Annotated in this window: 18 protein-coding genes and 1 tRNA gene; 4 read left to right on the top strand and 15 right to left on the bottom strand. The window is 60.1% G+C overall.

The genetic code is table 11. From position 1 onward, the window contains the following. Nucleotides 1-93: 93 nt before the first annotated feature. Nucleotides 94-957 carry an endonuclease/exonuclease/phosphatase family protein gene (locus P9254_RS10870; RefSeq protein WP_127216569.1) on the top strand — a complete coding sequence of 288 codons (864 nt, stop codon included), beginning with the start codon at nucleotides 94-96 and terminating at the stop codon, nucleotides 955-957. Nucleotides 958-1,121: 164 nt separating this feature from the next. Here the strand turns inward: P9254_RS10870 and P9254_RS10875 are convergent, their stop codons facing one another. From P9254_RS10875 to rplU, 3 genes are all read right to left on the bottom strand, one after another. Continuing rightward, the gene (locus P9254_RS10875; protein WP_067319564.1) at nucleotides 1,122-1,709 is read right to left on the bottom strand and encodes a GNAT family N-acetyltransferase; all 588 of its coding nucleotides are present in this window, start codon (nucleotides 1,707-1,709) and stop codon (nucleotides 1,122-1,124) included. Between the two features lie 125 nt (nucleotides 1,710-1,834). Beyond that, on the bottom strand, nucleotides 1,835-2,104 hold the full coding sequence (rpmA, locus tag P9254_RS10880; RefSeq protein ID WP_040991608.1) for a 50S ribosomal protein L27: 270 nt from the start codon (nucleotides 2,102-2,104) through the stop codon (nucleotides 1,835-1,837). 100 nt (nucleotides 2,105-2,204) lie between these two features. Further along, entirely contained in the window at nucleotides 2,205-2,921 is a 717-nt protein-coding gene (gene rplU, locus P9254_RS10885; RefSeq protein WP_278053557.1) for a 50S ribosomal protein L21, read from the bottom strand. Nucleotides 2,922-3,229: 308 nt separating this feature from the next. Here rplU and P9254_RS10890 point away from each other — a divergent pair. Then, a tRNA-Ser gene (locus P9254_RS10890) sits at nucleotides 3,230-3,319 on the top strand. 114 nt (nucleotides 3,320-3,433) lie between these two features. Next, complete coding sequence (locus tag P9254_RS10895; protein WP_063169217.1) at nucleotides 3,434-4,756, top strand: tyrosine-type recombinase/integrase; 1,323 nt, start codon at nucleotides 3,434-3,436, stop codon at nucleotides 4,754-4,756. A gap of 1,453 nt (nucleotides 4,757-6,209) precedes the next feature. On the opposite strand, the gene P9254_RS10900 is transcribed toward P9254_RS10895, so the two are convergent. The 12 genes from P9254_RS10900 to P9254_RS10955 all read right to left on the bottom strand — a co-directional run bounded on the left by P9254_RS10900 (nucleotide 6,210) and on the right by P9254_RS10955 (nucleotide 20,368). Then, nucleotides 6,210-8,111, bottom strand: a complete 1,902-nt coding sequence (locus P9254_RS10900; RefSeq protein WP_082826564.1) for a putative bifunctional diguanylate cyclase/phosphodiesterase — start codon at nucleotides 8,109-8,111, stop codon at nucleotides 6,210-6,212. A gap of 175 nt (nucleotides 8,112-8,286) precedes the next feature. Beyond that, the gene (ubiM, locus tag P9254_RS10905; RefSeq protein ID WP_032899078.1) at nucleotides 8,287-9,465 is read right to left on the bottom strand and encodes a 5-demethoxyubiquinol-8 5-hydroxylase UbiM; all 1,179 of its coding nucleotides are present in this window, start codon (nucleotides 9,463-9,465) and stop codon (nucleotides 8,287-8,289) included. Between the two features lie 283 nt (nucleotides 9,466-9,748). Further along, a complete protein-coding gene (locus P9254_RS10910) occupies nucleotides 9,749-10,366 on the bottom strand; it encodes a hypothetical protein (RefSeq protein WP_063169219.1) in 618 nt (205 codons plus the stop codon). Nucleotides 10,367-11,094: 728 nt separating this feature from the next. Next, nucleotides 11,095-11,250, bottom strand: a complete 156-nt coding sequence (gene ccoS, locus P9254_RS10915) for a cbb3-type cytochrome oxidase assembly protein CcoS (RefSeq protein ID WP_081714250.1) — start codon at nucleotides 11,248-11,250, stop codon at nucleotides 11,095-11,097. A gap of 5 nt (nucleotides 11,251-11,255) precedes the next feature. Beyond that, nucleotides 11,256-13,535, bottom strand: coding sequence for a cation-translocating P-type ATPase (locus P9254_RS10920; protein WP_063169220.1), 2,280 nt, complete (start codon nucleotides 13,533-13,535; stop codon nucleotides 11,256-11,258). After that, nucleotides 13,532-14,029 carry a FixH family protein gene (locus P9254_RS10925; protein ID WP_063169221.1) on the bottom strand — a complete coding sequence of 166 codons (498 nt, stop codon included), beginning with the start codon at nucleotides 14,027-14,029 and terminating at the stop codon, nucleotides 13,532-13,534. Before P9254_RS10925 ends, P9254_RS10920 begins: the two co-directional genes overlap by 4 nt. Beyond that, on the bottom strand, nucleotides 14,026-15,585 hold the full coding sequence (gene ccoG, locus P9254_RS10930) for a cytochrome c oxidase accessory protein CcoG (protein ID WP_063169222.1): 1,560 nt from the start codon (nucleotides 15,583-15,585) through the stop codon (nucleotides 14,026-14,028). The genes P9254_RS10925 and ccoG overlap by 4 nt, the downstream gene beginning before the upstream one ends. A 167-nt stretch (nucleotides 15,586-15,752) precedes the next feature. Continuing rightward, nucleotides 15,753-16,616: a cytochrome-c oxidase, cbb3-type subunit III gene (ccoP, locus tag P9254_RS10935; RefSeq protein WP_063169223.1), complete on the bottom strand. Its 864-nt coding sequence runs from the start codon at nucleotides 16,614-16,616 to the stop codon at nucleotides 15,753-15,755. A gap of 2 nt (nucleotides 16,617-16,618) precedes the next feature. Further along, nucleotides 16,619-16,768, bottom strand: a complete 150-nt coding sequence (locus tag P9254_RS10940; RefSeq protein WP_024502864.1) for a cbb3-type cytochrome c oxidase subunit 3 — start codon at nucleotides 16,766-16,768, stop codon at nucleotides 16,619-16,621. An 11-nt stretch (nucleotides 16,769-16,779) separates the two neighbouring features. After that, a complete protein-coding gene (gene ccoO / locus P9254_RS10945; RefSeq protein WP_063169224.1) occupies nucleotides 16,780-17,511 on the bottom strand; it encodes a cytochrome-c oxidase, cbb3-type subunit II in 732 nt (243 codons plus the stop codon). After that, complete coding sequence (gene ccoN / locus P9254_RS10950; RefSeq protein ID WP_063169225.1) at nucleotides 17,511-19,130, bottom strand: cytochrome-c oxidase, cbb3-type subunit I; 1,620 nt, start codon at nucleotides 19,128-19,130, stop codon at nucleotides 17,511-17,513. Before ccoN ends, ccoO begins: the two co-directional genes overlap by 1 nt. A 494-nt stretch (nucleotides 19,131-19,624) precedes the next feature. Further along, entirely contained in the window at nucleotides 19,625-20,368 is a 744-nt protein-coding gene (locus P9254_RS10955) for a Crp/Fnr family transcriptional regulator (protein ID WP_024502861.1), read from the bottom strand. A 152-nt stretch (nucleotides 20,369-20,520) separates the two neighbouring features. Between P9254_RS10955 and hemN the strand changes: the two genes are divergently transcribed. Continuing rightward, nucleotides 20,521-21,870: an oxygen-independent coproporphyrinogen III oxidase gene (hemN, locus tag P9254_RS10960; protein WP_063169226.1), complete on the top strand. Its 1,350-nt coding sequence runs from the start codon at nucleotides 20,521-20,523 to the stop codon at nucleotides 21,868-21,870. Nucleotides 21,871-22,034: the final 164 nt, after the last annotated feature.

A 22,034-nucleotide genomic window follows, 5' to 3' on the forward strand; every position in this document is an offset into this window, starting at 1 on the left:
GCCAAGGGCGAGGCCCGTTTGCAACTAAAGCGCCGGATGCACTTTAGCCAGGGGCGCGGTAGCACTGTTCGCGGGCGAGACCGGGAGGCGCGAATGAAGCTTGTCACTTACAATATCCAGTATGGCATCGGCCTCGACGGCAAATACGATGTCGACCGCATCGCCGACGCGGTGCGCGGCGCCGATGTCATCGCCCTGCAGGAAGTCACCCGCAACAACCCGCGCAACGGCGACCGCGACATGGTGGCCGAGATCGGCGAGGCGCTGCCGGACTATTTTGTCGCCTATGCCAGCAATTTCGAGGTCAATATCGGCTCGCGCCTGGATGCCGGCCGCGCCGTCACCCGCACCTTCCAGCTCGGCAACATGGTGCTGTCGAAGACGCCCATTCATCTGTCGCGTAATCTCCTTCTGCCGCGCAGCCGCAGCCTGGAGCGGATGAACTTCCAGCGCGGCGCGCTGGAGGCGCTGATCGAGACGCCGCTCGGCTTCATCCGCTTCTATTCCACCCATCTCGACCACCGCAGCCCCGTCGAGCGTCAGAGCCAGATCCGTTTCCTGCGCCAGCGCCTGCTCAACTACGCGCTGGAAGGCGGCGGCCTTTCCGGCATTCCCGAAATCGGCCTGCCGGACCTGCCCTATCCGGAAGCCTTCATCGTCATGGGCGACTTCAACATGCTGCCCGGATCGCCCGAATATGTCGAACTCGCCGGACGTCCGGACCATGAATTCGGCATGCCGCTCACCGCCGATCTCGCCGTCGATGTCGCCCAGCGCTTGGACGTTTCCGGCCTCTTCACCTGGATCGACCCCAATCGTCCCAACGATGCGGGCCGCCACAAATGCATCGACTACGTCTTCACCAGCGCTTCGCTCGCCGGCTCGCTGAAGCGCCTGTGGGCCGACCGGCAGGCGCGTGGATCGGACCACCTGCCGGTCTGGGTCGAATTGGGTTGAGTCGTCTTTGAGCGCCGACGCCTAGGCGTGTTGCTATTCAGGTCAGGCTGAGCCGAAAATGACGGCTTCCGAGAACCGGAGCGGAGCGTACTGAAAGTACGCGAGCACCGGAAGCGCAGGAAACCGTCATTTGCAGGCCGGCCTCAATCTGAATTTCAACATGCCTAGAAGTGCACCCAGTTGCGCAGGCTCGTCCAGGTCTTGCGGTCCAGCCGGTAGCGCTCGACCGGCACCTGGCCGGCGACGATCGAGTTCAGCATGCCCTGGCCGGCATACTGAAAGCCGCACTTGTGGATGACGCGGCGCGATGCCGGATTGATGACCCTGGTCGAGGCATGCAGCACCTGGATCGAGGTCTTCTGGAAGGCAAGGTCGACCAGCGCGTGCGCCGCCTCGGTCGCATAGCCGCGCTTCCAGTAAGGCTCGCCGATCCAGTAGCCCAGCTCCAGCCCCCGATCGGTGGTATTCAACCCCGCGCAGCCGACGAAAGTGCCGGTGCCGGCGAGCGTCAGCGCATAGGCGATGCCGGCGCGGCGCGACGAGGCCATGGCGAGGAAGGCGCGGGCCTCGGCTTCGCCGTAAGGATGCGGCATGCGGGCCAGCATTTCGGCGACGTGACGGTTGTCGGCCAGAGCGACGAGTTGAGCGAGATCGCTCTCGCGCGGAGCGCGCATGACCAGGCGCTCGGTGGCGAGCACCGGGCAATCGATCGCGTAACTTTCGTCTTCGGTGTCTTTCGCTTCGGCAACCATTTTAGTCCTCCAGGGCAAAGAAAAATGAAAAAGGAGAGATGGAAGCCCATCTCTCCTGATCCTTTTCCTGGCCTGGCCAGACACCGGTTCCCGAGATGGGCGCCGGTGTTATGGTGCGGAACCGGCTACTCCGCTGCTTTGGTGATCGGGTTTACCGAGACGTAGGTTCGGCCGTTGGCTTTTTTGTTGAAGGTGACTGCGCCGGCTTCGAGCGCAAAAAGGGTGTGGTCCGTGCCCATGCCAACGTTGGTGCCCGGATGCCATTGCGTGCCGCGCTGACGAATGATGATGTTGCCGGCTACGACGGCTTCGCCACCGAACTTTTTCACGCCGAGACGCTTGGAGTGCGAATCGCGACCGTTGCGCGACGAACCGCCAGCTTTCTTGTGTGCCATCTAACTAACTCCGATGCGCCCCGAGGCGCTTGAATGGTCTTATGAACGCGTTCGCGTTCCGTTTCAAGTGCGTACCGGCGACGATTATCGCCGACCGTCCTTACTTCTTTTTCGCCAGCTCCTTGGCCTGCTCGCGCCAATCCTTGATCTGGTCGGCGCTGAACGGCATGTGCTCGTCGATCTTGGCGACATCCTTCTCGGTCAGCTTGGCCAGCTGCGCAAAGGTGACGATGCCCTGCTCGGCGAGATCCTTCGCCGCGACGGGACCGATGCCCTTGATCACGGTCAAATCGTCCGGCTCGCCCTTCGGTGCCTTGAACAGCGGCGCGGCCTTGGCCTCTTCGCTGGCGGGAGCTTCCTTGGGGGCGGCCTCTGCCTTGGCTTCCTTCTTGGCCTTGGCCTCCTTCGGAGCGGCTTCGGCCTTCGCCTCGGCGGCGACCTCTGCCTTGGCTTCGGGCGCCTTGGCCTCAGCCTTGGCGGTGGCCTTCTTCGACGGCTTGGCGCCGCCCAGCAGGATCTCGGAGATCCGGACGGTGGTCAGAAGCTGGCGGTGGCCGATCTTGCGGCGCGAATTCTGGCGGCGGCGCTTCTTGAAAGCGATGACGGTGCGGTTCTTGCCCTGCTCGACGACTTCCGCCGTGACCAGAGCGCCATCGACGAACGGCGCGCCGAAGGTGACATTCTCACCCTCGCCATGCGCGAGAACAGTGCCGATCTCGACGATATCGCCGACCTTGGCTTCGACTTTCTCGATCTTGAGCAGATCGTTGGCGGCGACGCGATACTGCTTGCCGCCCGTTTTGATGACTGCGAACATTTTTTGCCTTTCGCTGTTCGGTCGGCCTCGATGAACCGCTTCAGGCGGTTCGGCCGTCTTTTTGTCAGTCTGCGGGTTCAAAAAACAAGCGGCGCGGAGAAGCCCCACGCCGGATGCGGGCTGTCCCTAACCGAAGGTCGCAAGGAAGTCAAGGCGAGCGGCCCTTGCTCCTGAGCATGCCGCGGGCCGCGCGCCGCCTCGCCGACGCTTTTTCAAGAAGCGGGAAATCGATCGACTAGGGCCTTGTAACTGCGGCGGTCAGCCGTTATCTAGTGCGCCGCGCCGGCAACGGCCGACCATGACCTCGCGGAGAGGTGGCAGAGTGGTCGAATGCACCGCACTCGAAATGCGGCATACTCGCAAGGGTATCGGGGGTTCGAATCCCTCCCTCTCCGCCATTTAGCTTCCATAAAAATCCTTTCCTTTCAAAAGCTTCCTTGTTGCGCTTGACCAGCACGAAGCGAAACATATCTTAGACTGTGTAACAAACTGTGTAACATTAGAGAAAGATAATGCGACGTTCCGCAGCGCCAAAGCCGCATAAACGTGAAGGCATCTGGTATCTCGTCCGCAGGGTGCCGAAGGAATTCGCGGCGTTTGATCGCCGCTGCCTAGTACGCATTTCCACGGGCGTCGCCGTGGCTGACGATCCCCGCGGTGTACGGGCGCGAGATGCAGTGCAAAGCCTCGGCGCGGGGCTGGAGGCGTATTGGCGTAGACTGCGGGAAGGCCAATCCGCCGAGGCGGGGCTGCGTTTCGAAGCCGCGAGGAAGCGCGCGCGGTCATTTGGATTGGCCTATCGCACTAACGAGGAACTAGCAGCGGGGCCGCTCGACGAACTCATGGCCCGTATCAAGCTGCTCCTCGACAAAAAATCGATCGAGGACGCGCAGGACGTCTCGGCCGTCATGGGTGGGGAGAAGCGGCCAGCGGTCCGCCTGAGCGGTCTTATCAAGGAATTCGAGACGATCGAGCAACAGAACTTGCTGACCATGTCGCCCAACCAAATCAAGAAATGGCGTAACCCCAAAAAGCGCGCAGTTGCCAATCTGGTTGGAGTCATTGGCGACAAGGAGATCGCAAGCCTCACTCGGGACGACGCAATCGCGTTCCGCGAGTGGTGGCAAAAGCGGATCGTTGAGGATGGACTTGATATCGGTACGGCCAACAAGGACATCGGCCATGTTTCGAAAATGCTGCGCGTCGTCGATCTGACTCACCAGCTCAAGCTGGAGCCGGTTTTTCGAAACCTGCGTCTTTCCGGCGCCGTCCCCGGGCAACGCGCTGCGTTCACAGCGGAGTTCATTCAGGAGAAGATACTCGCTGAAGGCGCGCTCGACGGACTCAATGACGAAGCCCGCCATCTAATCTATGTGATTGCCGATACCGGACTCAGGCTTTCTGAAGCGGCAAACCTCACCACCGAAACAATCCACCTCGATCGAGAAATCCCGCATGTGCGGGTGCGCCCCAATGGCCGTCGCTTGAAGACCGGTCATTCAGCCCGTGACATTCCCTTGGTTGGCGGCGCACTTGCAGCCATCAAGCTCCATCCGGACGGCTTTCCTCGTTATCGCGACAAGGCCGCGTCACTTTCAGCGCTCGTCAACAAGGTGCTCGCCAGCAAGGAACTTCTGCCGACTTCCGAGCATAGTCTTTATAGCCTGCGACACACTTTCGAGGACCGGCTGACGGCAGTTGAGGCGCCGGAGAAGGTAATTGCTTCTCTGATGGGCCACAAATGGATCCGGCCCAAATACGGCGCGGGACCTTCGTTAGCGCAAAAGCGCGAGTGGCTCCAAAAAATCGCTTTTACCCCGCCCGGGCGAATGTGATTGCGGCGCCATCCAGGCCTTGAGAACCAACCTCACGGCTCCAGCTGTCCGAGCCATTTAGGTTGAGCGTGGCCAGCACGCGCTGCGCTCGCTCGCGATTTCCGAGCTTCCGCCGCATTTGTTCGACCTCGTATTCCAGCCTTTCGAAGGTCGGTATATAGGCATCTCCATGCCGGATGACCAAGTAGGCGGCAACAGCTAGACACCATTCTAGCTCCGTGGCCGATGGATCGGAAAAAGGGGCGACGCCATACCAAGACGAGCAACGCCTCTCGAGGGCTTCCGAACTAGGCAAACGGCCAGCATGTGGCATGGGAAAGAAACCTATGCCTGATCGACGAACCTAAAGTGCTCACGAAGCTTGACCGGTACGCGGGCCATCGGAGGGTTCTGCCTAAAACCGCCAAAAATTTTGAAACACCCATTCATCCGGCTCGAATTCAAAGGGATCGGCGATTTTTGGGTTATGGCTTGCAAGCATAGTTCAGCCCAGACAAGAACGCCTGATATCTTGTCGTGCACTGTCACCCTGCCAAATATGGTGCCGGCGACAACGGCAGTTTGGCGAGCAGAAGAATTCCCGAGACTGAGACGTTCTACGGCTTGGCCCATGTTCGCGCTCCTCCTCGATTGGAGACAGGATGGGCCATATGGAAGCGAATAAAAGGAGGTTGGTGACGAGTCTCGGTAGTGGAGTAGAAACGGGTGGAAAAGCTTGCGCTATTCGCCATCGGCGCCGCTAAGCGCATTTGAGAGAAGGGGCAGCGATCGCCAAGAGATGACGTCCGATCGCAAGCCGGCTAGAAATGCGACAGTGACGCGCCTTTTTTGGCACGACCTTAGCACCCGATCGGGCCTCAGCTGGTCGTCGTTGCGCAGCCGATCGGGTGCGATTTTTATAAAGCTCTCTTGGCTTTAGCTTTGAGAGCCCGTCATCGAGACAAATGCAAGGGAACGGTCCGCCCCCTGGGGACATTCGACATGCCGTGGCAGCTTCCTATGGTGAGCCAGCGCATTCCGATACACGTTTTCCGCGCTCTACCGTTGCTCCAGCACCTGTGCTGAGGCTGAGCGCTTGATCAGGACCCGACCGCTGCTGTTGCGGGATGGTGACTGGGTTGAGGTCGCGAAGACCTTGACCGCGGGTACGTTGTTCATCCCGATGAGCGCTGAGCCGAGAAGCAGCCAAGAACGCTTCCCGTAATCGAATCCTACGGGAACCGCGAAACCAGCGTCCAAAGGACGCAATTCTCCGACGTCGTTCACTCAAGCTCATCTCGCAACTTGAACGCTTGTATGAAGCCGCTGCATGTGCGCCGGTGGACCGGATTGCTGCTATCCAAACCACGTGCTCAGTTTCGCCCCCGTAATAACTCTACCGTCCGAAACGGCTTTCGCGCGTCAGGTCCACCCCACATGAAAGTTCCGCGAGCAGCACGGACGGAGAGGCCGGTCACAACTCCTTCGCGTGCTCTTTTACTACCGAATCAAGTGCCAAATGGAGAGGCACTGCCTTAGAGAACAGGAAGCCCTGCGCGGTTCTGCAGCCAAGCTTGTACAGAGTTTGCCGATCTGCCTCTGTTTCAACGCCCTCGGCCATGACCTCGATCCCGAGCGTCCTACCAAGATCAATCACCGCTTTGACAAGCAGCCGATTCTCCCGGGACTTGGCTAAGCCGCGAACGAAGCCCTGATCTATTTTCACCTTCCTGATCCGACTGTCCTTGAGCGATGCCAACGTCGAAAAACCGGTGCCGAAGTCATCGAGCGCGATAGAAATGCCAGCATGTGAAAGCCGGGCGAGCTTTTCATCCACTCTGTCCGGATCCACTGGGGCTTCTTCGGTAATCTCGATGTCGAACATCGTTGCAGGGAGGTCTTTTGCCGCCAGACCATTAAGAATCATCTCGTCAATATCGCCAGCTTCCAACTCGCACGGTGAAACATTCATCGCCACACGAACATCACGACGGTCAGCTTTGACCAAGCCCTCGATAAGAGCGCAACAGTCGGCGAATACCGTTTGAGTTAGCAGCTGAAGCATTCCAGTTTCGCGTGCCGCTGTCATGATCTCGGGCGGAGAAATGGGACCGTGAAGCGGGTGAGACCATCTTAGCAAGGCTTCAAAACTGACGACGGCTTCAGTTTCGAGTCTTACGATTGGCTGAAACCAAGCGACCAAGCTTCTCATCGTTATCGCCGAATGAAGATCGCGTTCGATTGACTGGCGGCGTTGCAACTCCCGGGCTAGCTCGGCATCGAACAGACAAAATTCATTCCTGCCGCGGCGCTTAGCTGTGTAAAGGGCGATGTCGGCCCGCAACAACATTTCCGTTAGTCCGGGGTTTTCAGCCAAGTAGATTCCTATAGACGCTCCAATGCGGACTGATGCGATCCCAGGATAGGGGCGAGCAAGCTTGGCTATGAGATTGGACGCGAGATTGGTGGGAGAAGGAGAATTCTTTCGCGAAGAAAAAACCAGCACGAATTCATCCCCACCGATGCGGGCGAGCGTTGAGCCCTCCGGTGCTTCTTCCTCTATTCGGCGGGCGATCCTGGCAAGCAGCTCGTCACCCGTTCTGTGACCGTAGGTATCGTTGACAGATTTGAACCCGTCCAGATCAATCAGCATGGCCACAAAGGGTCCATCGGTGTTCTCAAACTGATCGATTGCATGTTCGAGGCCCCGCCTGTTGAGGAGCGCGGTAAGATGGTCCTCCCTGGAATTGCGCTCCATTTCCGCGGCAAGCCGCTCGGCTTGATGTCTCAGGCGGCTCGCGTCACGGAAGCGCGCTTGTCCAACGAACGAGGATCGAACCAGGCCGCCCTCGAAAAGCAGGACGGCAAAAGCCAGAATGTAGTTTTCCGGGGCTCCCTTCGTCAGCAAACATGCGGCGGCAATGAGGAGTGGCGGTGTGATGAAGCATATCGCTGCCGCAGCATATGAGCTGCCGTACGTGACCGCGCCAGCTGAAATGCCCGCCAGAATTATTAGATGCAGCGATGCTTGAGACGTCGTGTATCCAGCCGTTAGGACGGCAAGGAATGACCAGGTGAATCCCGCCAGAAGAGCAAGCCTGCCAAACCAGCGAAGCCGCAGCCAAACCCGTGTCAGATCATCCTGGACTCCGGGTTCCTTCAGCTGATGACGGGCGAGTGCAAGGCGGGCGGCATTTATCGCATTAACGACCGAAAACCAGGCCGCGCCAGCAAGACCGTTCCCGGAAAGGGCCTGCACGGTCAAAATCAGCCCGGACAGCACAATGCTTATCGGCATTGAGACGAAAAGGCCTGCCCTCAGATCAGCGAGCTGGTCCTGAAGGATTCTCGCCTCCAGCGGATCTTCTTTTTCCAAGGCTGGACGGGTCAGCTTGCTTACTCCTGCTTGTCCGCAGCCTATGCAGCCCCCCTGAAGGACGGGTTAATTCTTCAATCGGAGATCAGCGTCGGGGAGCAGGATTACTCCGGTGCATCATGCACTCTCTCATCGCTCGCCCAGCACGCGCAAAAATGCGACTGCTGGTGCAGTATCACCGCTGGAGCTCCGCCGAAATCCCATGCCGGACAAGGGGAACATGTTGGGCAAAGCGAAGCCCCAGATGCCTTGCAAGCCGTGCCGCCAGGTGGTCTCTGGAGTAGAGTCCAACCAATATGTTCGTTGCATGGTAGAGCGGCGCCGCCGACAGGCGCAGCCGCCTTTCGTATATATGCAGCATGTCGGGGTCGCCAACATTGCGGCCGTCGCGGCACGCAGTCATGATTCCACGGGCGAGTTGCTTCTGGCTGCTGAGACCGATGTTGAATCCGTGAGCGGTCACCGGGTGCATGCCGATGGCAGCGTCGCCGATGAGTGCGGCGCTCGGCGCCCGGAATTTGTGCGCCCAGGTCGTGACCAGCGGATAGGTGTGGCGCTTGCTTGCCAAGGTCATTTTTCCAAGGCGCCCTCGACACCGTTTCGTCAACTCCGACAGGAACAAATCATCATCGAAGGCAAGCAGTCTATAGGCCTCGTTTGAGCGCAATGTGAGCAGCAGCGACGACATGCCCTCCGCGAGGGGCAATATCGCTATCGTCTGATGGTGATCGAACCATTCGATGGCGATCTGGTGGTGGGCGCGCTCGTGCCTCACTCGGCAAATCAGCATCGAGTGGCCAAGCCGGTTGATATCGGCGCCGATGCCTAGCAGATCACGCGTGGCGGACAAACGCGAATCCGCGGCAACAACCAGCCGAGCAGTTAAACGCGCGCCATTAGAGAGCGTTACGACTGCTCCTTCTTGGCTGTTTGTTGCATCGACGACCGAGTGGCCGCACAACAGCCGGGCGCGATCCTGCAAGCGGACGATTTTGAACAGCGCCTCGCGGATCCGGCAATTTGGAACCAAAACCCCCAGCGGTTCTCCAGAGTTGCTGGGAGGATCGAAACGAAGAGCGAATGCGCTCGAGCCGTTGAGCACGCGCGCGCCTTGAAGTGCTGATTTGTCCGAAGCCGGGATGACATCCCAGGCGCCGAGCTCGCGAAGGGTTCTGATCGAAGCGTTGGTCAGCGCGATTTCGCGACCATCGAAAGCCGGATTCGCCAGACTATCGAATGTGTTCTGTTCAACAACTGCCACCTTGAGTTCGCTTTGGGCAAGCGACGCAGCGAACGAAAGGCCGACCGGGCCGGCTCCAACGACAACGATGTCAAAATTATCGTCAGAGCCCATCAGCGTGCCGCCATCCGGTCGCCTATCCTCGTGTAACGGTGGAACTGAGCCGAGTGACATGAGCTCCGTGCCCGCCGCATTGCCTAAAGGCGCTGGGCCGGGAGATTCGCATCGATCGGCAACGAAGCACTCAAAGCGCTCAGAGGTGGATGCGGCTAACCGATCCCGCCCTTTCGCCGCGCAGCCGCGCAGATCGCCGCCAGCAAGCGAGACACTCGCGACGCTGGTCAGCGACGGCCGCGCCGCATCGATCGCCACATTCCACCTGGAACCCTTGCGCATACTACTCACGCTCCACGACGTCGAAGCGGGCTCTCTTGCGAGGGTGAGGGTATCGAACGTAGCGCTCTCTCTCGTCATCCCAGCCAAGGTAGCGGAAACTTTTATCCACGACCGCGCATATCTCATCAAGAACCTGCTGCATGGCTTCGATGTCGATGTCCTTGCAATTCAGTCGCCGATAGAGCAAAGCCCACGCGGCGACATAGTCGTCGAAATAGCGCGCGTCACTCGAACCAATGATCAACTTCGGACGGTTGATCGATTTCGAAAACGCACGTCCCAACCCCGATGATGCTCCGCAGCACGTTGACATCACGAGGATCTTCGGCGCTGGATGCGAGCCCTGGAACATTTTTACGAAGTCAGCCCAAAGAAGGCCACTTCGCCCACTGGACGAAGCGATCCCGTCACCATTGCCGTGCCCGGCGATGTGAAGCACGTCGCACTCCGCCTCCATCGCTCGTACTACAGCCTCACCAAATTTCGTTCGGTTCAACGCCATTTGGAGCTCCGCGCGGATGTTGACAGCCTTTAACAAGTGCTGCACGATCGGTCCCTCTTGCCTGTCGGCGAAGTAGTCATTTGCATTGTGGCAGTCGATGATGTGTACGGTGTTCATGGTACTCCAGCCGCTTGTTCGTTCATCGTCGTGACGAGCGGACACCACGCGCGCGGAACCGCGTGACGTGCGCTGGGTTCCGGTACCGTCGCATAGCCTCAAGGCGCGGGCCGGGAATCGGGATGGATCGGCAACGACGCACACAACCCATCAAAGGCGAAAGCTGTTGATCGGCCCCCTGTCCGCGCAAGCCACGCGGATGGTCAGCCAGCAAGCGAGATACACACGACGCCGGTCAGCTAATGGCTGCGCCGTAAGCACAAGGCATGGCCGACCACACGACAGAAAACCCAGAACCGTGAAGGTGCTGATAATGACGACCAATCTTTCCGTAAGTCATGCATTTCTCCGTCGAAGACTGGTCAATAGACCACGCCGATGAGTATGACCCTGATCTGGATCAGCCAGACATGACCAATCGGCACTGGCGGTTCACGGTCAGGTGATCGACCGTGACGTTCCACTTTGGAACCCGTGCGCACATTGCCAAGCTCTCGTCCGGCCACGCGAGGTACTCTCGTGGCATCACACGCCTCATACTGGGTGCAATGGGAGGCAGTCCTTCGCACGACAGAGGCTTTTCACAAATGTAGTGTGCAGCTTAGGTCAAGATGGTCATGGAGCATGGAGCATGGAGCATGGAGCATGGAGCATGGACAGCTTGTTCCCGACCGAGCCGGCTCGACTGACGAGCGCGATCCGCGCATCTTATGCACAGCGGATTGAAATCAGCGTTCCGGTTTGTCGTCCCGATCAATTAGTATCCGCTCGGCGGCTCCGTCGAGATCTTCGTATTGACCGCTTCGCAATGCCCAGACGAAGCCGGACACACCCAGTGCACCCAGAAAAAGGGCCACTGGTATGAGATAGAGCAACGTCGTCACGAGGATTATGCCGAATAGCTGACTGCGGAGCGTCCGACTTTTTGAATAACTTGCAGCGTCGCATTCGCCCCGAAGCCGTGCAAGCGCAATGCGTTTCCAATAACAAGCACCGATGAGGCAGACATGGCAATCGCCGCTAACAAAGGCGTGGCGTGGCCCAGGATGGCGATCGGCACGGCGACGGCATTGTAGACGATCGCAATCGCGATGTTCTGGCGGATCAGGTGTCCCGCCTTGCGCGAGACGTCCAGCGCGAGAGGCACTGCCAGAAGGCTTTCGCGCAGGAATACGAAGTCGGCGGCATTGCGGCCAATGTCGGCGGCGGTGGCCGGAGCGATCGAGACATGCGCCGCGCTCAGCGCCGGCGTGTCGTTGAGGCCGTCGCCAACCATCAGAACCTTGTGTCCGTCTTTCGCCAGGGTCTCGATGCGCTCGACCTTGCCCGACGGCAGCAGGCACGGAACGAAGTCCTCGACACCCAGCATTCTTGCAACTTCACCGCAGGCACCTGCGGTATCGCCCGACAGCATTTGCATCGACACCCCAGTATCGTTCAATCGCTTGATCGCCGCCGCCGCGTCGGCGCGCAGCGCATCCTCGAAATCGAAGGTCGCGACAATGAACCCGTCTTTTGTCAGCACCGTTCCGCCATAGCCATGGTTGCCTTCACCACCGGTCCGGGCCTTCCATCCAGCCCATCCGCGTCGACCCAGCCGCCAGATGCTTCCGGCGACAGTGGCTTCGATCCCGAACCCCGGATGCTCTGTGACGGCATCGAATTTGTGTTGCCCGCCAGGAGCGGCAAAGCCGGTTATGGCCTTTGAAAACGGGTGACGCGAGTGCGCGGCCATGTCTGCCGCGATTGCCAGCATGGCCGGATCGATCGACGATGCATTGAGGAGCCGGGGTTGTCCGAGCGTGAGCGTTCCGGTCTTGTCGAACACTGCGTTATCAATCGTCGCCAGGCGCTCCATGGCCGAACCGTCCTTGACCATGATGCCGTTCTCGAACAGACGCCGCGCGGCGACCACCTGAACGATCGGTACGGCGAGGCCGAGCGCGCACGGGCAGGTGATGATCAGAACGGCAATGGCGATCGTCATCGCCCGGTGCCAGTCGCCCGTCGCCGCCATCCAACCCAGGAATGTCACGAAGGCGGTGAGATGAACCACGGGCGCGTAGAGTGCCGACACGCGATCAGCGATGCGGCGATAGTGCGCGCGACCGCCCTCTGCGGCTTCCATCAGCCGAACCATTTCGGCGAGGAACGAATCCTTCGCGGCGGCGGTCGCCTCGATCGTCAGCGGGCCGGTAAGATTGAGCACGCCGGCCTGCACGGCTTCGCCCGGCGCCACGTTTTTCGGCGCGCTTTCGCCTGAGGCCAGCGAGCAGTCGAGATCAGACGCTCCGTGGATGATCTTGCCGTCGACGGGGATCCTTTCACCGGCCGCGATCAGCAGCTGCATCCCCGGTTCGATCTCGCCAACCGGCAGATAGTCGCGCGCGCCATCGCCGCGCAGCACCATGGCGCCGCGTGCGGCCAGCTGCGACAGGCCTTTCACCGCGGTGCGGGCACGTTCGCGCATCACGTGATCCAGCGTCCTGCCGATCAAAAGGAAAAAAAGCAGCGAAACCGACGCGTCGAAATAGGCGTGGTCGCCATGGTTGATCGTCTCATAGAGGCTCATGGCGTAAGCGAGCGACACTCCGACCGCGATCGGCACGTCCATGTTCATGCGGCCGTGGCGCAGTGCATTCCAGGCCGAGCGGAAGAAGATGCCGCCGGCGAAGGCGAGCGCTGGGATGGCGATCAATGCGGAGACCCAGTGAAACAGGTCGCGGGTAGCCCCTTCGGCCCCGGACCAGACAGAGACCGAAAGCAGCATGATATTGCCCGCCGCGAACCCGGCAACCGCGACGGCGCGGATCAACTCCGAAAGCGTCCTGTCCTTTTCATCAATCTCGGGGGCGAAGAGATGCGCCTGGTAGCCGAGCCGTCCAAGCGCGGCGACGAACGGTGGAACCTCGTCGCCACGCCAGCGGACCGAGACCCGTTTCGTCGACAGGTTGACGCGGGCGCTCTCGACGCGATCGAGCGTTCCCAACGCCGTCTCGATCGTCTGGATACAAGCTGCGCAATGAACGCTCGGCACCGAAAGATCGGTTTGGCGGAGATCATCTCCAAGCGATCGGCTCGCCAGCCTGATCTCTTGACTAGACGGCAGGACCGACGTGGTGCTGCCCAGATCAAGCGCCATTTCGGCGCCCGGTGCACAACAACTCATTTCAGCGCTCCATGGGAAATCATGATCCTGCGGACTTCGCGGTAGGGCTCGGCCAGACCGGCGTCAGCGTCGACTTCGACGATCCAGACGCCATCCTTCGGCATGTGCTGGGCTGCGAATTCCTGGCCGGAGGCGAGGGCGAGGTTGACCGCCTTGTCCTCTTTCTCGTAGGCGGGATGGCGAAACAGCACCTTGACGCCATGCAAGGCAATCGGCTTGCCGACGGCGTCGGTAAGGCTATAGCGGACCTCGCCCCATGCGATGGTCAGCTTGCCGGTCCAGCCGAGCGCTGCCTGCGCCCGCCCCTCCTCGGCCTTCTTGTTGAACTGCTGGCTCGCCACATAGGTGTTTTCGACGACAAGGCCGGTCCAGCTCGTGTTGGCGAGCGTTGCCATCGTCAGATTGACCGCGATGACCACCCCGAAAAAGGCTAGGATGATGGCCAGCATGTGCCTGCCGGTGAATACGCGGGGTTTTTCAGCGTTAGCGGTCATCTGGCAGTCTCCGGCGCGTTGAAGGTGGCGGTGTATTCGTCCGCCTCGAAGCTCGCCTTGTCCTCGACACGGAACTTGAAGGTCTGCGCTGTGCCCTGGATTTGATCCGCCGGCTGGCGCACGAAGACCTTCAGCATTTTCAGGCGGTCGGGTTCGACCGGAATGGCAAAAGAACGGCCTTCCGGGATGTCGTCGCCGACCACGCTCATCTCGGCGCCCTGCAAGCCTTGAATCGCGACAACGATCGTCCTTGGCTCGGGGATCATGTTGAGCAGCTTGACGGTGTAGCCGTTGCGGATCGAGCCGTCGGACAGCGTGACAAATTGCGGATTGCGATCATGCAGCACGTTGACTTCGAGCCGATCGCGCGTCAGCAGCGAATAGAGCAGACCCAGGCCGATCAGCGACCAGATACCCATGTAGACGTAGGTGCGTGGCCGAAAGATCTTGCGGATATGGAAATGCGCCACCTTGTCGGAGAACAGGCCATCAGCGGTCCTGACCTGCGACGGGTTGACTGAACTGGAGCCGCCCGCGGTCGCCAGCATCATGTTGGCGTTGTAGTCGGACAGTGTCGCATAGGAGATCAGCCCGCGCTCCTTGCCGAGCTTGTCCATGACCCCGTCGCAGGCGTCTATGCACAGCGCGCAGGTGATGCATTCCATCTGCTGGCCATCGCGGATGTCGATCCCCATCGGGCAGACCGCGACGCAGGCATTGCAGTCGACGCAGTCACCGACCGGCAGCCCTGCGGCAAGGACCTTCTTGGCGTGGCGAGAACGCGGTTCGCCGCGCCAGTCATTGTAGGTGACGGTGAGAGAACTTTCGTCGAGCATCGCTGCCTGGATGCGCGGCCATGGGCACATGTAGGTGCAGACCTGCTCGCGCATCAGACCGCCGAACGTGTAGGTGGTAGCCGTCAGCACGGCGACAGTGATGTAGGCGACGGGTGGCGCGGTGCCGGTGAAGAGTTCGCCAACCAGCGTCGGCGCATCGGCAAAATAGAAAATCCAGGCGCCGCCGGTCGCCGCACCGATGACCAGCCAGACGGCGTGCTTCGATAAGCGCAGCATCAGCTTGCGGGCGGTCCAGGGGCCTGCATCGAGTTTCATGCGAGCGTTACGGTCGCCCTCTATCGCACGTTCGACGACGAGGAACAGATCGACCCACACCGTCTGAGGGCATGCATAGCCGCACCAGGCACGGCCGACAGTCGAGGTGATCAGGAAAAGACCGACGCCCGCCATGACCAGGAGGCCGGCCACATAGAAGAATTCCTGGGGCCATATCTCGATGAAGAAGAAGTAGAAGCGCCGGTTCGCGAGATCGAGCAGGACTGCCTGGTCCGGGGCAAATGGACCGCGAGCCCAAGGCAGCCACGCAGCCAGGTAATAGATGCCAAGTGTGATCGTCATCACCAGCCATTTGAAGCGACGAAAGTTGCCCGAGGCGCGCTTCGGAAAGATCTTTTGACGCGCGGCATAAAGCGGCTTGCGGGTTTTGGCGGAATTGACAGTTTCTGTTTCGAGCCCTGTCAACTGCGTCTTGTCACGCATGTGCAACTCCACTTTCCCAGCCAATGTCAGGGGCACCTGTCGTAAAGCCTCGCCGTAGGATAGCCTTGCCGGGTTGTGCAGATCGCATTAGGGATGGTGTCGAGGCCCGGCTCACGCCGGGCCTCGTCCGCTTGGCAGGGGGGACCGAAGAATAGGACCTTCCATTCCTATTCTCCGCCGCCAAGCGAATGGACATAAACTGCAAGTTCCTTGACCTTGATCTCGCCGAGACGGCCAACCCAGGCCGGCATGACGCCCTGTTTTGGCGCACGGACCTGTGCGGCGATGGCTGTCTCACCGGATCCATAGAGCCAGATCGCATCGGTCAGGTCGGGGGCGCCGAATTCCCTGTTGCCTTTTGCATTGTCGCCGTGACAGGCCACGCAATTCTCGGCAAAGACCTTGGCGCCGGGTTGGATCAGACTTGCATCGCGGACCTTGCCGGAAAGGCTGGCCACGTAGGCGCTGACTTGTGCGATCTGGTCGGCGGTAATGATGTCGCCGAAGGCCGGCATTTCCGACAGGCGCGTGTCCGGATCGGATGCGAAGCGGATGCCGTGCGTAATCGTCTGCTGGATCTGCTCGGCCTTGCCGCCCCACAGCCAGTCGTCGTCGTTGAGATTGGGAAAGCCCTTGGAACCCTGGGCGCCGGAGCCATGACATTGTACGCAATTGACCTTGAAAGCGGCGCCACCGGCGGCGATTGCGAATTCGCGCAGGCCGTCGTCCGCGGCGATTTCCGAGACGCTCTTGGACTCCACCGCCGAGATATATTTGCCCTTGGCGGCCTCAGCCGCGGTCAGCTCGTTCCTGACCTCGTTGCGGCTGGAATAGCCGAGCACACCCGTTGTCGCCGAGTGCAACAGAGGCCATGCTGGATAGGCAATGGTGTAGCCTATCGCCCAGACAATGGTGACGTAAAAAGTGATAACCCACCATCTGGGAAGCGGGTTGTTCAGCTCCCGGATACCATCCCATTCGTGGCCGGTGGTCGAGACGCCAGAGATTTCATCGATATGCTCGTCGCTCATGATCACTCGTCCTCGAGCGGAATGCGGGCCGCTTCGTCGGCCAGCCTTCGGCTGCCGGGGCGTAGGGCAAAGGCGATGCACCCCACGAAGAACAGCGCCATCGCAACCAGGCCCCAGCTGTCGGCAAACGCCCGCATCAAATTGTAGGTCATCAGCGTTCTCCTCAGCGGTAGCCGGCGGCTTCGTCGTAATTTTTGAAGTCGACCAGTGTGCCAAGCATCTGCAGGTAGGCGAGCAGGGCATCCATTTCGGTGACCTGTTGCGGGTTGCCGTCGAAGTCGCCGATCTTGGCTTTTGGGTAACGCGCCTCAAGGCCTGATGTGTCGGCATTGGGATCGGCCTGCGCCGCCAGATCCGCATTGGCGTGGGCGATCATGTCATCGGTGTAAGGGACGGCTACAAGCCTGTTGGCGACCAGATGCGTCGAGAAATCCTTCACGTCGATCGGCGTGTCTTTCAGGAACCCATAGCTCGGCATGATCGATTCCGGCACCACCGAGCGCGGGTCGGTAAGATGCGCGACATGCCATGCATTCGAGTAGCGGTCGCCAACTCTGGCGAGATCCGGCCCGGTGCGCTTCGATCCCCACTGGAAGGGGTGATCGTACATGGACTCGGCAGCCAGGCTGTAGTGGCCATAGCGCTCAACTTCGTCGCGGAACGGCCTGATCATCTGGCTATGACAGAGGTAGCAGCCCTCGCGCATATAGATGTTGCGCCCGACAAGTTCGAGCGGCGAATAGGGGCGCATGCCTTCCACCTTCTCGATCGTGTTGTCGAGATAGAAGAGAGGCGCGATCTCGACGATGCCGCCGACCGTCACCACGAGCAGCGAGCCAACGAGAAGAAGCGTGGCGTTCTTCTCGATGATTGCGTGTTTGTCCATCAAGCCCATTACCTGGCTCCTGATCGCGCAGGTCGGATGGCGACGGGGCTCGGCATCGGCTCCTCCTCGCGCTGGTGGCCGAGGATGGTCCTGGTGATGTTCCAGGCCATGATCAGGGCGCCGGAGAGGTACATGGCGCCGCCGATGGCGCGCAGGACATAGTAGGGGTGCATGGCGGCGACGGTTTCGGCGAAGGAGTAGACCAGGAAGCCCTGCTCGCCATATTCGCGCCACATCAGGCCCTGCATGATGCCGGACACCCACATCACCGCGGCGTAGACGACGATCCCGAGTGTCGCCAGCCAGAAGTGCCAGGTGACGAGCCTCAGCGAGTAGAGCCGTTGACGGTTCCAGAGCTTCGGGACCATGTAGTAGATCGCGCCGAACGAGATCATGCCGACCCAGCCGAGCGCACCCGAATGGACGTGCCCGATGGTCCAGTCGGTATAATGCGACAGCGAATTGACCGCCCGGATCGCCATGATGGGGCCTTCGAAGGTCGACATGCCATAGAAGGCGACGGCCATCACCATCATGCGGATGATCGGATCGGTGCGCAGCTTGTCCCAGGCGCCGGACAGCGTCATCAGGCCGTTGATCATGCCGCCCCAGGACGGCATCCACAGCATGATCGAGAACACCATGCCGAGCGTCTGCGCCCAATCGGGCAAGGCGGTGTAGTGCAGGTGATGCGGCCCGGCCCAGATGTAGAGAAAGATGATAGCCCAGAAATGGACGATCGACAGCCGGTACGAATAGACTGGCCGGTTCGCCTGCTTGGGCACGAAATAATACATCATGCCGAGGAAGCCGGCGGTGAGAAAGAAGCCGACCGCGTTGTGGCCGTACCACCATTGCGTCAAGGCGTCCTGGACCCCTGAAAAGGCGGAGTAGCTCTTGGAGCCCGGGAACGAGACTGGTATGGACAGGTTGTTGACCACATGCAGCATCGCGATGGTCACGATGAACGACAGGTAGAACCAGTTGGCCACGTAGATATGCGGTTCCTTGCGCTTCAGGATCGTGCCAAGGAACAGAATGAGGTAGGCGACCCAGACGATGGTCAGCCAGACATCCACATACCATTCGGGTTCGGCGTACTCGCGGCCCTCGGTGATGCCGAGCAGGTAGCCGGTCGCGGCCATGACGATGAACAGCTGGTAGCCCCAGAAGACGAACCAGGCGAGATCACGGCCGAAGAGGCGCGCGCGGCAGGTGCGCTGCACGACATACAGAGACGTGCAAAGCAGCGCGTTGCCGCCGAAGGCGAAAACGACACCGGATGTGTGCAACGGCCGCAAACGACCGAAATTGAACCAGGGCTGGATGTTGAGATCGGGGTAGGCGAGCTGCAGCGCGATCACCACGCCGACCAGCATGCCGACGACACCCCAGAACACGGTGGCGATCGCGCCGTAGCGGATCGGACCATCCATGTAAGCGGATGGGTCAATCGGAGCTGCTGGCCTGAACTCCGTGTTGCGCAACAGGATCGCAGTGAAACCAGCCACTGCGAAGAACAACACCCACATGTGTCGGCGGAAAGGTTCATCCACGCCGAAGCCGGCGGCCACCAGGGCCGCAAAAGCGAACACGCTTAGAAGGACGATCTCTGTGCCGAATTTCATTGCAGATCCCGATCTCGAATCTGGTGGATGCCAAATCCGCAGCGCACTAATCGCGCAGCCGCCGCCCCCTCGCCCTGATCTATGTCAGGCCGCACGATTTTGTGCGGCGCAATCAGCAGGTGGCGAATGAACGAGGAACGCAGCGCGGGCTCACTCCCTCATGGAAGGCGTTCCCTGGGTTGGGCGGGCGCAGACGCGATCGCTGAGGCGAAAGCTGAGGCTCTGCGCGCGTTGGATGCTATTGCCGATGCCCTGCCAAACGTTGTTCGGATCCCATTGGAAACGAACGCGATCGTTCCGCCGAGCCGTGGCAGATTAAGGACCATGCTTCGCCGGTATGTGCCGAAACACACCTGGCGATTGGTCACGTTCCTATCAAAGCCCGAAAGCTGTTTGTCTCGACAACCGTGACGCCGCTTCGTCGAAGGCGCGGCGACATCGCATTAAAAGGCAAACACGGCCCGCCCCGGAGTCATGCGACATGGCCTCGCCGCTTAGGGCCGCTCGCGTCCGCCGCCACAGCGCTTCTCCAGACGGCTTATGCTGTCCACCGTCACATGGCGTGCGTTCTCAATCCGAATCACCCCGTCAGCCCGCAATCGCGTCAGTTGGCGGCTCACGGTCTCGCTGGTGATTCCAAGGAAATCAGACATTTCGGCACGCGTCAGCGGCAGATCGAAGGAGGCCGACCCGGAAGCCGCATCGAGACTGGAATCGATATTCCGGGCCATCATGAGGAGAAAAGTCGCCACCTTTTCCGGAGCTGTCTTGCGCCCCAGCGTCACCATCCACTCGCGCGCCTCATCGAGTTCATTCAGCGTCTGTTTGAGCAGGCGATGCTCGAATTCCCGTGACGCCTTCATCATCCGTTCGACGGCCGCTCGCGGAAACGAACACAGCGTGACTGCTGTTGCCGCTTCCGCATTGATCGAGCTTTCCTCCTTGAAAGGACGTCCCAGAAAATCCGGTGCAAACTGGAGACCGACGATCTGCTGGCGCCCATCCGACAGGCTCTTTGATAGCTTTACCACGCCTGAAAGCACGTTGGAGTAGCTGTCGACGTTCTGTGCCTCGCCGGTCAACTCCATTCCTGACTCGATCCGGCGACGCGAGCAAGTCTTGGCGAGCCCAACCAAATTGTCTGGATCGAGCGCACCGCAGACACCGCGACGCCGTGCCTCGCAAGGGAAGCAAAGAACAGGAATGCCGGAACTATGAATGTCTTGCCGAAAGGTCATGCGTTCGCCTTACCCGATCCTAACTGCCGGCAGGATACCCATCCAGGGTAGAGAAATCCTGCGGCGGTTTGTCCATGAGCGCGGCTGATCGAGATCAGGGTCTGCTTCAGCGATGCGTGCAGTGTTCCGGCGGGCAACACGGTGAACGCGAGATGCAATCGGAAATAGCTGTCAAACTCAGCGAGAACGTCCCACGCTACACCAGCTATCCGACGGCGCCGCATTTCCATTCGGGGATCGATGCTGCCATTTACCGTGGCTGGTTGGAGACGCTGGAAAGCGGCGACGAAATCTCGCTGTACCTGCACATTCCTTACTGCGACAAGCTCTGCTGGTTCTGCGCCTGCCACACCAAGCAGACGCACCAATATGAGCCGGTGGCCGCTTATCTGCGCTCGCTGAATGCCGAAATCGTCACGATTGCCGGTCTGGTGAGCGGCAAGGCACATGTCCGTGCAATCCACTTCGGTGGCGGTTCGCCAACTATTCTGAGGCCCGATGATATGGTTGCTCTTGGAGCGGCCTTGCGGGACAGCTTCGACCTTCTCCCGGATGCTACGGTCAGCATCGAAATCGAAACCAACGACATGGACAAGGCGCGCCTTGATGCACTTGCTCAAATCGGCGTAACGCGGGCGAGCCTCGGCGTGCAGGATTTCGATCCGCAAGTGCAAAAAGCAATTAATCGTGAGCAGAGTTTTTTGCAGACCAAGGCAGTCGTCGACGGGGTTCGTTCGCGGGGCGTCGAATCGGTCAATCTGGACCTGCTCTACGGGCTCCCGAATCAGACACGCGAGACGATCTGTTCCACGGTGGCGCAGGCACTGACCTTGGAGCCAGACCGGATGGCCCTGTTCGGCTACGCACATGTGCCCTGGTTCAAGAAGCATCAGACGATGATCGACGAGGCATGGCTGCCGAGTCCCACTGAGCGTTTCGCCCAATCTCAACTCGCGGCGCGGGCAATTGTCGCCAAGGGATATGAGGCAATAGGACTCGATCATTTCGCGAAGCCCGACGATGCGCTGGCCATAGCGGCCCGCGCAGGGGTTTTGCATCGCAATTTTCAGGGCTACACTGAGGATCGCTGCCCGACACTGATCGGACTTGGCCCTTCGTCCATCGGTCGTTTTCGCCAAGGCTACGTGCAGAACATGGCTTCGACTGCCGGGTACGGGCGCATGGTTGCGGATGGCGGGTTGGCTGCCGTCCGCGGCGTTGCCCTTTCCGACGACGATCGCGTCCGTGGCTGGATCATCGAGCGGCTGATGTGTGATTTTGCCTTCTCGGCAGTCGACCTGGTGGAGCGGTTCGGCAAAGCCGGCGAGCAGCTCCTTCATCGCTCGAGGTCCATCGCACTCCACGATCCTGCCCGAGCGCTTGAATTCGATGGTGACAGTTTCCTCGTACGGACTGAAAGTCGCCCCTTCATTCGAACCATCGCGGCCAAGTTCGATACATATTTCAAAGGGGGAACGGCGAGGCACTCGGTGGCGGTCTGAGCAAAGCACAGTGCGCTCGCCGTTTGGTCGATCGGCGAACCAGCTGCGTTCGTTTTGACCGCTCATAGGCGACTACCGCATCAAATCGTCGACCGTGAACAATCCGAGCCCTAAGCGGCGACCGGCTTCGGCCGGATTTGAAGCAGGGCAATCAAGAGCGACAA

Source organism: Mesorhizobium sp. WSM4983 (assembly GCF_029625765.1).
In the GTDB taxonomy this organism is placed as follows: Bacteria; Pseudomonadota; Alphaproteobacteria; order Rhizobiales; family Rhizobiaceae; genus Mesorhizobium.

What these genes read in the sequence shown, in the direction of transcription:
- ccoG (WP_063169222.1), bottom strand. Translation starts at nt 15,585, where the DNA reads ATGCGTGACAAGACGCAGTTGACAGGGCTCGAAACAGAAACTGTCAAT.
- rpmA (WP_040991608.1), bottom strand. Translation starts at nt 2,104, where the DNA reads ATGGCACACAAGAAAGCTGGCGGTTCGTCGCGCAACGGTCGCGATTCG.
- hemN (WP_063169226.1), top strand. Translation starts at nt 20,521, where the DNA reads ATGCAATCGGAAATAGCTGTCAAACTCAGCGAGAACGTCCCACGCTAC.
- P9254_RS10925 (WP_063169221.1), bottom strand. Translation starts at nt 14,029, where the DNA reads ATGACCGCTAACGCTGAAAAACCCCGCGTATTCACCGGCAGGCACATG.
- P9254_RS10920 (WP_063169220.1), bottom strand. Translation starts at nt 13,535, where the DNA reads ATGAGTTGTTGTGCACCGGGCGCCGAAATGGCGCTTGATCTGGGCAGC.
- ccoO (WP_063169224.1), bottom strand. Translation starts at nt 17,511, where the DNA reads ATGGGCTTGATGGACAAACACGCAATCATCGAGAAGAACGCCACGCTT.
- ccoP (WP_063169223.1), bottom strand. Translation starts at nt 16,616, where the DNA reads ATGAGCGACGAGCATATCGATGAAATCTCTGGCGTCTCGACCACCGGC.
- ccoN (WP_063169225.1), bottom strand. Translation starts at nt 19,130, where the DNA reads ATGAAATTCGGCACAGAGATCGTCCTTCTAAGCGTGTTCGCTTTTGCG.
- rplU (WP_278053557.1), bottom strand. Translation starts at nt 2,921, where the DNA reads ATGTTCGCAGTCATCAAAACGGGCGGCAAGCAGTATCGCGTCGCCGCC.
- P9254_RS10955 (WP_024502861.1), bottom strand. Translation starts at nt 20,368, where the DNA reads ATGACCTTTCGGCAAGACATTCATAGTTCCGGCATTCCTGTTCTTTGC.
- P9254_RS10940 (WP_024502864.1), bottom strand. Translation starts at nt 16,768, where the DNA reads ATGACCTACAATTTGATGCGGGCGTTTGCCGACAGCTGGGGCCTGGTT.
- P9254_RS10910 (WP_063169219.1), bottom strand. Translation starts at nt 10,366, where the DNA reads ATGAACACCGTACACATCATCGACTGCCACAATGCAAATGACTACTTC.
- P9254_RS10875 (WP_067319564.1), bottom strand. Translation starts at nt 1,709, where the DNA reads ATGGTTGCCGAAGCGAAAGACACCGAAGACGAAAGTTACGCGATCGAT.
- ubiM (WP_032899078.1), bottom strand. Translation starts at nt 9,465, where the DNA reads ATGGGCTCTGACGATAATTTTGACATCGTTGTCGTTGGAGCCGGCCCG.
- P9254_RS10895 (WP_063169217.1), top strand. Translation starts at nt 3,434, where the DNA reads ATGCGACGTTCCGCAGCGCCAAAGCCGCATAAACGTGAAGGCATCTGG.
- P9254_RS10870 (WP_127216569.1), top strand. Translation starts at nt 94, where the DNA reads ATGAAGCTTGTCACTTACAATATCCAGTATGGCATCGGCCTCGACGGC.